This is a genomic window from Lactiplantibacillus sp. 3062, from assembly GCF_055413545.1.
Genome location: NZ_JBVAYE010000002.1, coordinates 39,391 through 52,995 on the forward strand (window position 1 = coordinate 39,391; position 13,605 = coordinate 52,995).

13 protein-coding genes are annotated in these 13,605 nt (G+C 46.4%); all 13 read left to right on the top strand.

Annotated features, from left to right (window positions below; all coding sequences use genetic code 11):
- The first annotated feature begins 7 nt into the window (after positions 1-7).
- A complete protein-coding gene (locus tag ACWQAU_RS03165) occupies positions 8-535 on the top strand; it encodes a hypothetical protein (protein WP_027821258.1) in 528 nt (175 codons plus the stop codon).
- A 13-nt stretch (positions 536-548) separates the two neighbouring features.
- Positions 549-1,847, top strand: coding sequence for a 3-phosphoshikimate 1-carboxyvinyltransferase (aroA, locus tag ACWQAU_RS03170; protein WP_015825651.1), 1,299 nt, complete (start codon positions 549-551; stop codon positions 1,845-1,847).
- Between the two features lie 2 nt (positions 1,848-1,849).
- A complete protein-coding gene (locus tag ACWQAU_RS03175; protein WP_015825650.1) occupies positions 1,850-2,947 on the top strand; it encodes a prephenate dehydrogenase in 1,098 nt (365 codons plus the stop codon).
- Positions 2,948-2,949: 2 nt separating this feature from the next.
- Positions 2,950-3,471: a shikimate kinase gene (locus ACWQAU_RS03180; protein WP_027821257.1), complete on the top strand. Its 522-nt coding sequence runs from the start codon at positions 2,950-2,952 to the stop codon at positions 3,469-3,471.
- A 484-nt stretch (positions 3,472-3,955) separates the two neighbouring features.
- The gene (truB, locus tag ACWQAU_RS03185; protein WP_027821256.1) at positions 3,956-4,879 is read left to right on the top strand and encodes a tRNA pseudouridine(55) synthase TruB; all 924 of its coding nucleotides are present in this window, start codon (positions 3,956-3,958) and stop codon (positions 4,877-4,879) included.
- A gap of 12 nt (positions 4,880-4,891) precedes the next feature.
- Positions 4,892-5,893 carry a riboflavin biosynthesis protein RibF gene (ribF, locus tag ACWQAU_RS03190; protein WP_003645969.1) on the top strand — a complete coding sequence of 334 codons (1,002 nt, stop codon included), beginning with the start codon at positions 4,892-4,894 and terminating at the stop codon, positions 5,891-5,893.
- Positions 5,894-6,604, top strand: a complete 711-nt coding sequence (budA, locus tag ACWQAU_RS03195) for an acetolactate decarboxylase (RefSeq protein ID WP_003640714.1) — start codon at positions 5,894-5,896, stop codon at positions 6,602-6,604.
- Between the two features lie 390 nt (positions 6,605-6,994).
- On the top strand, positions 6,995-8,038 hold the full coding sequence (gene hrcA, locus ACWQAU_RS03200; protein ID WP_003640713.1) for a heat-inducible transcriptional repressor HrcA: 1,044 nt from the start codon (positions 6,995-6,997) through the stop codon (positions 8,036-8,038).
- 20 nt (positions 8,039-8,058) lie between these two features.
- Complete coding sequence (gene grpE / locus ACWQAU_RS03205) at positions 8,059-8,658, top strand: nucleotide exchange factor GrpE (protein WP_003645970.1); 600 nt, start codon at positions 8,059-8,061, stop codon at positions 8,656-8,658.
- Positions 8,659-8,701: 43 nt separating this feature from the next.
- Positions 8,702-10,570 carry a molecular chaperone DnaK gene (gene dnaK / locus ACWQAU_RS03210; protein ID WP_003640711.1) on the top strand — a complete coding sequence of 623 codons (1,869 nt, stop codon included), beginning with the start codon at positions 8,702-8,704 and terminating at the stop codon, positions 10,568-10,570.
- Between the two features lie 101 nt (positions 10,571-10,671).
- Positions 10,672-11,814, top strand: coding sequence for a molecular chaperone DnaJ (gene dnaJ, locus ACWQAU_RS03215; protein WP_003640710.1), 1,143 nt, complete (start codon positions 10,672-10,674; stop codon positions 11,812-11,814).
- A 415-nt stretch (positions 11,815-12,229) separates the two neighbouring features.
- Positions 12,230-13,423: a serine hydrolase domain-containing protein gene (locus tag ACWQAU_RS03220; protein WP_033607970.1), complete on the top strand. Its 1,194-nt coding sequence runs from the start codon at positions 12,230-12,232 to the stop codon at positions 13,421-13,423.
- Between the two features lie 31 nt (positions 13,424-13,454).
- Complete coding sequence (locus ACWQAU_RS03225) at positions 13,455-13,604, top strand: teichoic acid D-Ala incorporation-associated protein DltX (RefSeq protein WP_003640708.1); 150 nt, start codon at positions 13,455-13,457, stop codon at positions 13,602-13,604.
- Position 13,605: the final 1 nt, after the last annotated feature.

Below are 13,605 nucleotides of genomic sequence, written 5' to 3' on the forward strand. Positions count from 1 at the left end.
AGGGCCTATGCAGATTCATACTTTAGGCCCGACCGCCACGGATAGTTACGCGGCCGCGCAAGTTTATAATCATCGCAACTGGCAGGACCAAGCGGTGATTGTCGAACACCCGAGCTTTGAAGCCATTTTAACTGATTTAACGGCCTATTCTGGTGACCAACTGGTGATACCAGCTGCTTTCAAATCAGACACACTGAATGCCAGTTGGGGGGATATACATTACGCATTATTGTCCCAATTAACGTTGACCAGTTGTTTTATGACCCAGCTCGATCCACTCGTCGTGCTCCAACGAGTAAATGCCGATAATCAAATTGGTTACACGCATGCAGCGACCGCCCAATTGTTGACGAGGGTCGTGCATCAGGTCGTGGTGCAAACAGTCGCCAGTAAGTATTTAGCGTATCAGGTTTATCAACGTAATCAGGCGGCCTACGTGCTAACTAATGAGAAAAACGTGACACTGACGACTCATGAACGTGAACTTGCACGTTTGACACCTTCGATGGTGTGGTGCGTCTATCAAATAAATTAGGTGATGATGATTAATGATAAAAAAACTAAGTATTCAACCAGCTAGTGGGTTACAAGGTGACTTAAGTGTACCAGGCGATAAAAGTGTCTCACATCGAGGCTTGATTTTAGGGGCAATTAGTCAAGGGACGACGACCTTGCACCACTTTTTGCCAGCCGCCGATTGCTTATCGACTTTAACGGCGCTGCAAAAGTTAGGGGTGCCAATCAAGCGTGTCGATACGACCGTTACTATCAGTGGCCGCGGCTTACGTGGGTTGACCCAACCACAACAACCATTAGACATGGGGAATGCGGGGACGGCCACTCGCTTATTAACTGGGTTGTTAGCCGGTCAACCGTTTGAGACGACCTTGGTCGGTGATACGTCCCTTAGTCAACGGCCGATGGAGCGAGTGCGTCAACCATTACAAGCCATGGGGGCGCAGGTACAATTAACAGCCGGGCACTTACCGATGACGATCACTGGTCGGACTTTACATGGTAGTTGTACCGAGATGCAGGTCGCTAGTGCACAAGTTAAGAGCGCCTTGATTTTAGCAGCCCTGCAAGCCGATCAGGCAAGTACGATTATTGAAAAATTACCGACTCGTGACCACACTGAACGGTTGTTGCAACAATTTGGTGGTCAAATTGAAACGGCGCCTGATCAACGAACAATCACGGTCCAACCGCAGCCAGCCTTGGTTGGTCAGTCACTAACGATTCCTGGCGATTTTTCCTCGGCTGCGTTTTTCGTGACAGCCGCGACGATTATTCCAAATTCACATGTCCGGTTAACGAACGTGGGACTGAATCCGACACGAACGGGTTTCTTAAACATTTTACGACGGATGGGTGGTCAAGTGACGGTCGATCATGAACACCGGATGGGCGAACCAGTTGGCACGCTTGACGTGCGGTTTGCACAACTGCATCCGGTCCAAGTCACTGCTACTGAAATTCCTGCCGTAATCGATGAACTGCCACTAGTTGCATTGTTGGCTGCGACTGCGAATGGTATTAGCACAATCAGTGGGGCTGCTGAATTACGAGTCAAGGAAACCGATCGCATTGCAACGATTGTGACCGAGCTTCGAAAACTTGGTGTGCAGATCACTTCGCAACCGGATGGCTTCGTGATTGATGGTCGCAAGTCTTGGCGGCAGCCGACCGAGCCATTAGCCAGCCATGGCGATCACCGAATCGGTATGATGATGGCAATTGCAGCGTTGCGATTAGCCGCTCCCGCCGAACTAGAGTCCGCCGAAGCTGTGAACATTTCATACCCGACGTTCTTTGAAGATTTAGCACGTTTAAGCCAGGGGGTGTGAAGATGACAACTGTATTGATCAAAGGTTTGGGGCTAATTGGCAGTTCGTTGGCACTAAGCATTAAGCAGGCCCATCCCACGGTGCACATTATTGGGATTGATCGTGACGATGTCAGCCTGAGTTATGCGCGTCAACAGGGTATGATCGATGCTAGTGGCACTGATTTGGCCGCGGTCGCGAGCGACGCTGATGTGATTATTTTAGCGGGGCCAGTTGATGTGATCGTTGCTGATTTGCACCGACTGGCTATGATGCCACTCAAGGCAGGGGTGCTTGTGACGGATGTCGGGAGTACTAAACAAGTGGTGATGCATGCCGCGCTTGCCATACAACAGCACGGTGTGACTTTCATCGGCGGTCATCCAATGGCGGGTTCACATAAATCGGGTGTGACGGCTGGCCGCGCCAACTTATTCGAGAACGCCTTTTACTTGTTAGTGCCGGGCCGGACTAATCGAGCAGCCGTTCAACGGCTGCAAGCATTGTTACAAGCGACTCACGTCAAATGGTTGACGGTCACTGCAATACAGCATGACCGGATTGTAGGACAGTTAAGTCATTTGCCACATATTGTCGCTGCGGCATTAGTTGATCAGACTCAGGTGGCTTTGGCAGATTCAGCACTCGGGTTGCGATTAGCGGCTGGTGGGTTTAAAAGTATTACTCGGATTGCCAGTTCGGACCCCACGATGTGGGCGGCCATCCTGATGACTAATGCTGAACTAATAACCAATCAATTGCAGGATTATATTGAACAACTGTTGCGCATCAAGACAGCTATTAGGGTGCATGATCAAGCAACATTGTACGAATTTTTTGCGACAGCTAAGGTGACGCGTGATCACTTGGGACCGGAACAGTTGGGAGGACTACCAAACTTTTATGATTTGTTTTTGAACGTCCCCGACCGTGTTGGTGCTCTCGCGGATGTCACTCAGCGGCTCGCACAGGCTCAGCTGAGCTTAGTCAATATTCATATTTTAGAGATTCGCGAAGAGATTGATGGTGTCTTGCAACTGACATTTAGTGATCTAAAGACGAGAACGCAAGCATCGTCGTTGTTAGCTGATGCGGGTTATCAGATTGTAAGGAGGAATTAAGAATGCGAGCAATTTTAATTGGATTTATGGGTAGTGGGAAAACAACGGTCGGTCGGCTTTTGGCGGCCGGGTTAGCAACTAAACATGCTGATTTAGATGATTTGATTGTTCAGCGGGCGGGACGGTCGATTACGACTATTTTTGCGGAGCAAGGAGAGGGGTACTTCCGGCAATTGGAGCATCAGACTTTGCTCCAAGCACTCGAAACACCCGGGATTTTATCGACCGGTGGTGGTACTCCGACCATTGCAATGAATGCAATTAGCCTGAAACAAAGCGCGGTGCCAGTTATCTGGTTGACGGCTAGTGATCAAACCACTATTAACCGTGTTAAAAATGATACTAGCCGACCACTTGTCAATGAATTGGATACAGGGGCACTGATTGCGTTGAAGCAGCGGCGCCAAGCCTTATATGCTGATGCGGCCGATTTGACGATCGCAACCGATCAACTGACACCCCATCAGATTGCCCGTCAAATTCAGCAGTGGTTGAATCAGCAGCCAGTTGCGCTCCAAGCTTGAAGAACCATGTAGCTGTCAACTGCGGTTAGCGTGCCGGTTGCATTTTAAGACGATAACATTGAATAAGCGTACATCAGCCACACTAAGGCCGTTGCACGCTTTTTTGATGGCAGCATATGTTGAAAGTCATCGGCGTAATTAGGGACGGTCCCGCGCGGTATCCTTTTGATAAGGGGACTAATTTGTGCGATTCTTGTTTTTCAGTCGTTTTATTTGACTAATAGGGATTAAGCTCACGGTTTTCTGGATCAATGAGTTAAATACAGCTTTGCCAGGCACATACGTGGTCGTCAGTGGCACCGGACCAGCGTGTCGATTTGGGGTATCTTAGTTGCGGTGCTCAGGGCCTTGAATTCTGTGATAATCCGCTTACATATTTGTGAGGTGTGGTATACTGAAAACCGTCGATTAAGAACGATCGAATCCGTGGCACGGCGATTGGCTGCCACTAGAAACCGAATTTAAATGATTGAAGGCGTTTTTTATGTTGAACGGGATTCTACCATTATATAAACCTCGTGGGATGACGAGCTTTGACTGTGTCGCTAAAATCCGACGACTCTATCAGACCCGCAAAGTAGGTCATTCAGGGACACTGGACCCAAATGTGGATGGCGTTTTACCGATTTGTATTGGGAATGCGACTAAAGTTGTGCAATTTTTAGTGGCTTCTGGCAAAGAATACCAAGGGAGCATTACCCTCGGATTTGCAACGACTACTGAAGATTTAGATGGTGAGGAGATTGCGCGCCAAGCGGTCACAGAGCCGTTCACAAGTGACCAAGTTGATGCTGCGCTGGCACAGATGACGGGGGCCATTACGCAAATTCCACCGATGTTTTCAGCAGTAAAAGTAAATGGGCGGCGTTTATATGACTATGCGCGCAGTGGTGAAACTGTCGAGCGCCCAGAACGGCATGTCACAATTAGCAGCTTCAAGCAACGGCAGGCATCTACCTATGACTCGGCAACCCAGACTCAGACGATCTATTTTACGGTCGCTTGTAGTAAAGGGACTTATGTTCGCACGCTAGCGGTGGATGTCGGCAAAGTGCTCGGGATACCCGCTGTGATGAGTGATTTGACCCGATTAAAGAGTGGCGGCTTTACTTTAGATGAAACCGTGACCTTTGAGGAAATCGCGGCCCACGTCGATGCTGGAACGGCCGGAGCATTATTGGCGCCAATTGATAAAGCTTTAAGTCAGTACCCGCGAGTCACGTTAACGGATGAGCAGTGGCAACGGGTCAAGAATGGGGCCTTTATTACGGCGGCAGAAGGGCAACAAACTGATCCAGATGCGAACACGATGGTTGCGTTAGTTTACCAAAACAGCCTAAAATGTCTATATAGTTATCGACCGGACGAACAGCGGTACAAGCCGTTCAAAATGTTTGCGGTCAATTAAGGAGTTTTTGTCATGCAGGTGATTAATTTAAAGTATCCCGTGGCGTTTAGTCAGATTCCCGAAGGACCAATCGTATTGGCCTTAGGATTTTTTGACGGCGTTCACCGTGGACATCAGCAAGTCGTTGCAACGGCACGCCAGGCCGCTCAGGCGCAACACGCCAAACTAGCGGTGATGACGTTTGACCAGCATCCGTCAGTTGTTTTTAAACACACTGATCCGCAGCAAGTCCGTTATTTAACGACAATTGATCAAAAAACGGCATTGATGAGTGAGCTCGGCGTTGACATCTTATATGTACTTCACTTTGATGCCACGGTCGGTGCCATGCCACCCCAAACGTTTGTCGATCAGTTAATTGTTGGATTACACGCACAAACGGTGGTTGCTGGTTTTGATTACACGTACGGGCCAGCTGAAATTGCAAATATGCAGCGTTTGAATGACTATGGTCATAACCGGTTTGAAATCATTGAAGTTCCTAAGGCGGAATTAGATGCTGAAAAGATCAGTTCCACGCGGATTCGCCGCGCTTTGGACGCGGGAGATATCGATACGGCTAACCGGTTACTGGGCTATCAATATGAAACTGCCGGCGAAGTAGTTCATGGTGAAGCGCGGGGCCGAACGCTCGGCTTTCCAACGGCCAACGTTGCTCACGGGCCCAATACCCGGGTTCCCGGAATTGGCATTTACGCGACGATGGTGCAGATTGGGACACGCTGGGTTATGGGAATGGCCTCAGTTGGACGAAATGTCACGTTTGGTGATCACCGACCAATCACGGTTGAAATATACTTATTAGGTTTCCAAGGAGATCTTTATGGCCACAATTTAACGGTGCGTTGGGGGCACCGGATGCGCGGTGAAATTAAATTTGCTGGGGCGGATGCCTTGGTTGCGCAATTAAAGCGGGATGAACAAAACACCCGTGACTATTATGTGGCGCATCCCTTTGTGGTCACACCCCGGATTCAAGTTGCACAACAATCAAATCGTTTGGAGGCACAATGAATGGACACAACAACAATTTTTCAACACGGCACATTAGGCTTACTTGTTCCCGGATTATTTGACGGGACGATTACGGCTGGTGAACTCTTAACCCATGGTGATACGGGTATTGGGACGTTAGACGGTCTCAATGGTGAAGTGATTATTCTAGGAGGTCACGCCTATCAAGCACGTGAGGATGGTCAAATTCGGGAAATTCAGCCCGAAGAGACGTTACCATTTGCATCGGTGCACTTTGAAAAGCCTGATATTAGTGCGCAATTAGCTGCAATCACACAAACTGATTTCGAGCAACAAGTGGTTCATGACTATCGTTTGACCAACGTGTTTGCGGCTATTCGCGTCGATGGGACCTTTGCAAAAGTCAAGACGCGAGTCGCGCCTCGTCAGGAGCCACCGTACAAAACATTAGTCGCGGCAACGGCAACACAACCGGAATTCACCGGTGAACATGTTGACGGAACGATTATTGGCTACTACGCACCGCATTTGTTCCAAGGCGCTACGGTCGGTGGCTTTCACTTACACTTTCTAAGTAAAGACCATCAATTAGGTGGACACTTGCTGGGGTTTGAAGTCGAACAAGCGACGCTGAAAGTTCAACATTTTGCTGACTTTCATGTGCACTTGCCAATCGACAATGAAGCGTACTTACAAGAACAATTTGATAATGAAACCATTGATCATGCCATTAATAAAGCTGAACGTTGATTAGTTTGAAAGCTGATTACCGTTAAGGCCAGGTTTCACTAGAATGTCTGTTGGCAATGTACATCAGGCTAGTCAAAAATCTCGAGAGTCTGTAACTCTTGAGATTTTTTTGTTGTGGCTGGTGTGCTGAGTAATGGCAGCAGAAAAGCGAGTAGTCTGCTAGGCACCATGCTTGCATTGTGAAGGGTGAGGGTGTATATTAGCACTCGTAAGTAAGGAGTGCTAATTGGGGGCGACGGTCAAATAAGTCCAGTCATAGTGGGACTGGGGTCCTAATAATTTAAGCATTCTTTTCTAGAAATACTTTGTCTTTCCTTGACTTTCATCAGGGTGGTTGTTATATTAGTAATTGTGTTAGCACTCCATTAAGTTAAGTGCTAAAAAGAGGTGATGATCACGTTAACTGAACGACAAAGCCTAATTTTAAAGGCCATTGTCCGTGACTATACCGAGGGCGGTAATCCAGTTGGATCCAAATCGCTAGTTCAAGAACTACCGATCAAGGTCAGTTCAGCGACAATTCGTAATGAAATGGCCCGACTAGAAGATTTAGGATTAATCGTCAAAACGCATTTGTCTTCAGGGCGAATTCCATCGATTAAGGGGTATCGGTACTATGTTGACCATATCCTAAAGCCTGAAAAGGTGGACGGCAAAGACTTGAAGGTGATTCAACATTCATTAGGCGGTGAATTTCACAAGATCGATGAGATCGTTGCTCAGTCGGCGGATATCTTGTCGCAACTGACAAGTTACACGACCTTTACATTGCGACCTGAACTTAAAGATAGTCGGTTGAGTGGTTTCAGACTCGTTCCGTTGGGGAATCATCAAGTAATGGCGATTCTAGTGACGAATAATGGTGACGTTGAAAACCAGACGTTTACTATTCCTAGTGACATTACCGGCGATGAGCTGGAACCGGTCGTTCGTTTCATCGACGATCAACTGGTTGGCCTGCCGTTACAAGACGTCCTCCGCCAATTAACGCATGAGATTCCGTTAAAACTTGCACAGTATTTGCAAGATCCAGATGGTTTCTTAGATATTTTTGGCAGTGTGTTGTCCAAGGCAGCTTCCGAGCGCTTTTATGTTGGTGGTAAGTTGAATTTGTTCAACTATACGGACCAGCAGAGCCCTAAAGAGTTACAGTCATTGTACTCGTTACTCGACCAAACGGACCGGTTAGCTAACGTGATTGGTCCACCCGGTCAACGGATTCAAGTCCGAATCGGTAATGAGATCACCAACGATTTGTTGAAGAACTACAGTTTAATTACCGCGACTTACGATGTTGATCAACACGGACAAGGTGTGATTGCCTTGCTCGGGCCGACCGCCATGCCGTATTCACGGATGATTGGACTGATGGGTGCGTTCCAACGAGAATTAGCCCGCAAATTATTAGATTATTACCGGTACTTTGACGAGTGACGGACAGGGAGATGAAAACATTGGCAAAGAAATCAACGCGGACGACGCCGGAAGATTCACAAGCGTCAACAACTGATTCAGCAGCAATGTCAACTGCCAGTGAAGCGACACAGGCAGCGACGAGTGCGACTGATGATCAAGCTGAGCAAACGACAGCGGTCGATCCGACACAACAAATTACTGATCTCAAAGCGCAATTAGATGCGAAAGATGACCAGTTATTGCGTGCACAGGCGGAGATCGTCAACATGCAAAACCGCAACAAAAAAGAACAAGCGGCGCTGTTGAAATATGACGGTCAAGCACTTGCAAAGGATGTCTTACCAGTTCTGGATAACTTGGAACGGGCTTTGGCAACGCCAGCTGACGATGAAGCGGCCCAACAGTTGAAGAAGGGTGTCGAAATGGTCTATGGCCATTTACAGGATGCTTTGAAAAAACATGGGGTCACCGAAATTGCGGCTGCGGGCGAAAAGTTTGATCCCAATATTCACCAAGCTGTTCAAACGGTGCCAGTTGATGATGATCATCCAGCTGATACGGTAGTACAAGTCTTACAACGGGGTTACCTATTGAAAGACCGGACCCTCCGTCCAGCAATGGTTGTTGTGGCACAGTAATTAATCAATAAAAATACTAAATTAAAAAGAGGTTTGTTAATTTATGGCAAGTAATAAAATTATCGGGATTGACCTCGGGACTACTAACTCTGCGGTAGCGGTTCTTGAAGGTAATGAACCTAAGATTATCACCACTCCTGAAGGTGGCCGGACGGTTCCTTCAGTTGTGGCATTCAAAGATGGCGAAACTCAAGTTGGTGAAGTTGCCAAGCGGCAAGCAATCACTAACCCGAATACGGTAGCTTCAATCAAGCGTCACATGGGTGAAGCTGGTTACAAAGTTAGCATCGAAGGTAAGGACTACACCCCACAACAAATCTCAGCAATGATTTTGCAATATATCAAGGGCTTTGCTGAAGATTACTTGGGTGACACGGTTGAAAAGGCCGTTGTGACTGTTCCAGCTTACTTTAATGATGCCCAACGGCAAGCAACTAAGGATGCTGGTAAGATTGCCGGCTTAAACATTGAACGGATTATTAACGAACCAACGGCGGCAGCTTTAGCCTATGGTTTGGATAAGACCGACAAAGATGAAAAGATTTTAGTCTATGACCTTGGTGGTGGGACTTTTGATGTTTCCATCTTGGAATTAGGCGACGGGGTCTTCGAAGTATTATCCACAAATGGTGATACCCACCTTGGTGGTGATGACTTTGACCAAAAGATTATCGACTGGTTAGTTGATGGCTTTAAAGCTGACAACGGTGTTGATTTATCAAAAGACAAGATGGCCTTACAACGGTTAAAGGATGCTGCTGAAAAGGCTAAGAAGGACCTTTCAGGTGTTTCTGAAGCTCAAATTAGTTTGCCATTTATTTCCGCTGGTGCTAGTGGCCCATTGCACTTGGAAACCACGTTAACACGTGCTAAGTTCAATGAATTAACTGCTGACCTAGTTGAAAAGACGCGCATTCCTGTTGAAAATGCCTTGAAGGATGCTGATTTATCGGCTAGTGACTTAGACGTTGTCATCTTGAATGGTGGGTCAACTCGGATTCCAGCTGTTCAAGAAGCTGTTGAAAAGTGGACTGGCAAAGAATCTAACCATTCTATCAACCCTGACGAAGCGGTTGCTTTAGGGGCCGCTGTTCAAGGTGGTGTGATCACTGGTGATGTTAAAGACGTTGTTTTGCTCGATGTTACGCCACTTTCACTTGGTATTGAAACCATGGGTGGGGTCTTCACTAAGTTGATTGACCGTAACACGACGATTCCAACCAGCAAGTCGCAAGTATTTAGTACGGCGGCTGATAACCAACCAGCTGTTGACATTCACGTGCTCCAAGGTGAACGGCCAATGGCAGCGGATAACAAGACGTTAGGTCGCTTCCAATTAACGGATATTCCGGCTGCACCTCGTGGTGTTCCTCAAATCGAAGTTAAGTTTGACATCGATAAGAACGGGATCGTTAACGTATCTGCTAAGGATATGGGAACTAATAAAGAACAAAAGATTACCATCAAGAGTTCATCGGGTCTTTCTGACGACGAAATTGATCAAATGGTCAAGGAAGCCAAGGAAAACGAAGAAGCCGATAAGAAACGTAAAGAAGAAGTTGACTTGAAGAACGAAGTTGACCAATTGATCTTTACTACCGACAAGACTTTGAAAGATCTTGAAGGCAAGGTTTCAGAAGATGAAGTTAAGAAAGCCAAAGATGCTCGTGATGCTTTGAAGAAAGCTCAAGATGATAACAACATTGACGAAATGAAGGCCAAGAAGGACGATTTGAACAAGATCGTTCAGGACTTATCAGTTAAGTTGTATCAACAAGCTCAAGAAGCTCAGGGTGCACAAGGCGGTGCCGACAGTAATGCTGCTGGCAATGCCGACTCAGCCAAGGGCAGTGATGACAACACGGTTGACGGTGATTTCGAAGACTTGGATAAAGACAAGGATAAGAAGTAGCACCGGCAGAACAAAAAGGCCAAGGCCACGTGGCTTTGGCCTTTTTGCTTTAAATATGCTAGTATTAATGAGACTTAATTAAGGTTCATTAGGAGGTTACAATGGCAGAGCAAGACTTATATAAGGTTCTGGGTGTTGAAAAGGATGCCAGTCAGGACGAAATCAAGAAGGCGTACCGCAAGCTTTCGAAGAAGTATCATCCTGATTTGAATCATGAACCTGGCGCGGAAGAAAAGTTTAAAGCTGTCAATGAAGCGTACGAAACGTTAGGCGATGCCCAGAAGCGGGCACAGTATGATCAATTCGGATCGACTGGTGGCCAACAAGGCTTCGGTGGCGCCGGCGGTTTCGGCGGTCAAGACTTTGGTGGCTTCGGCGGCGGTGGCGGCTTTGAAGATATTTTCAGTTCCTTCTTCGGTGGTGGCGCTGGTGGTTCACGGCGTTCTAACCCAACGGCCCCGCAACAAGGCCGAGACTTACAGTATGAGATGACACTGAAGTTTGAAGATGCGATCTTTGGTAAGAAGACGACCATCACCTACAATCGTGAGGAACAGTGTGAGACTTGTGGTGGCTCTGGTGCCAAGCCAGGAACGTCACCAGTGACCTGTTCGAAATGTCATGGTGCTGGCTATATTCAGGTACAGACTAATACGCCACTCGGTCGAATGATGAGCCAACAAGTTTGTGACGTTTGTCATGGAACTGGTAAAGAAATCAAGGACAAGTGTGCCACTTGTGGTGGCTCTGGTCATACTGAACAAAGTCATTCCATCAAAGTGACGGTTCCTGCTGGAGTTGAAGAAGGCCAACAAATGCGGCTTCAAAATCAAGGTGAAGCGGGAACGAATGGTGGCCCTTATGGTGATTTATTCATTATCTTCAGAGTTGAGCCAAGTAAGGACTTTGAACGGGATGGCGCGACGATTTACTTCAAGTTGCCGATCGACTTCGTTCAGGCCGCTCTTGGTGATGAAGTTCAAGTTAAAACGGTTCACGGGGACGTTAAGTTGAAGATCCCAGCTGGTACTCAGACGGGGACAACTTTCCGGTTACGTGGTAAAGGTGCACCACGATTACGTGGCAATGGCAACGGCGATGAACGCGTTACCGTTAATATTGAAACGCCAACGCACTTGAACAAGGGTCAAAAAGAAGCTTTGAAGACCTTTGCTAAAGCTAGCGGCAAATCAGTTGCTGGCAATGGCAAGAGTTCGTTATTTGACAAGCTTCGGGGTGTTTAACCGAGCGAACTAATTCCAGAAATATACAAAAAGCTGGGCGATGCCCATCACAAAAATGTGATGAGGATTGTTCAGCTTTTTTTAGTGTCAATCAAGCACTCCGGCCTGTTTATTAAGTGACCTTTCAGTAACACGGTTTTTGTGCAAACTGTTTCGTTATCCTGTCGTCCGGGGATTAGTGAGTGCTAGAATTAGTCAAGGAGGTGAAGTAATACGCTGCTAGCTTACGGGGGACGTAACGTTGATGTTACAAAACCGTTACAAATATGTCGTATCAGCGAACGAAAATGCAGGATTTTGATCTTTTTGAGCCGGCCTAACCGTTATTGGTCGGTAGGTTGTTACACTATAACTTGAACTTACGTCCTATTGGCGGCGTAGCTAATATCACCAATCGGTTCGTAATTGATAGCTAATGGGGAGGTCAATCATTGTGAAGCAAAGCAAACTTTTAGTAACAGTTTTGCTTGGACTGCTGATTGTGGGTGCTGGTGGCGGCTACTATGTTTATCATACAGAGCGGCAAGCAGCGATTGCTAAAAAGCGTCAAACTGACAAAGCATTGAATAAGAAAGCGGCATTAAAAAATAGCCAGCTTAGTCGTAAGATTAACCAGACAACGTTTTCGAATAATAAGAACACGGATGAGCAAGTGACTAAGGCTTTAAAACTAAGCCATTTTGTGGGGTCAGCATTAGTTGTTAAGAATGACCATGTCATTTATAATCGTGCCTTTGGTTACGCAAACAAGGCTAAAAATCAACGTAATAAAGTCAATTCAAAGTATCAAATTTTATCGATTCAAAAGTCAATGACGGCGGTTGGCATTATGCAGTTGGTGCAGGCGGGGAAAGTTAAGCTGACTGATCCGATTTCGAAGTATTATCCAACTTTAAAGCATGGGCGTCAGACAACGCTTCGCCAAATGTTAGATATGACAACAGGGTTCCGTTTGAAGAGCGGTTCAAAAGAATTCTTACCAGAAAATCAAGTGATTGATTTTGCGGCTCACAATGTTTTTTACTACCCAGATAAAAATGGAATTTATAATTATTCATCCGTTAATTTTCTGTTGCTAGCTGGCATTATTCGCAAGGTAACTGGTCAATCATATCAGCACTTCTTTACAACACATTTTATTGACAAGTTGAATCTGAATGAAACGGGCTTTTTGATTCATGGTCAAGGTCAAGATGCGACAACTGGTTACCGAGCGCTTGCAGACCAAACACTTCCGAATTATGATCAAACAATGCCAGAAAGCAAATCACAAATGGCCAATGAGTTAGGTACTGGGCAAGTTTATATGAGTACCGCGGATTTATTTACCGTTGAAAGTGCCATTCTTAAAGGGCAGTTGCTGTCAAAAAAAAACGTTGCAATTTTGCACACGCGCACAGCCACAGGTGAATATGGCGGTGGTGTTTATAACATGAGTAATGGTATTCGGTCACACGGACTTGGTTATGGCTATGAATCCAGCATCTTCCTCTCACCGGATGGGAAGACTGGTGTTGTATTAATGAGTAACTACTATCGCAAAGCTGCTGGTATTCAAGCAACAGCCAACAAGATTTTTACGGAATTAATGAAGGGTGATATTAAGTAACTGACATTGGGTTAGTGGAGGAGGTGATGGCATGTTTGCAAAGTTGAAAAGCTGGTTTCAACGTCCGGTCGTTCAATTCATTGCACTTACAGTATTTTACTTTGCTGTCATGCTCGCCTTGGTTTATCTTTACGGTTATAGTGGGATCAACCAAGCGAAGTTTATTTACAACGAATTTTAAA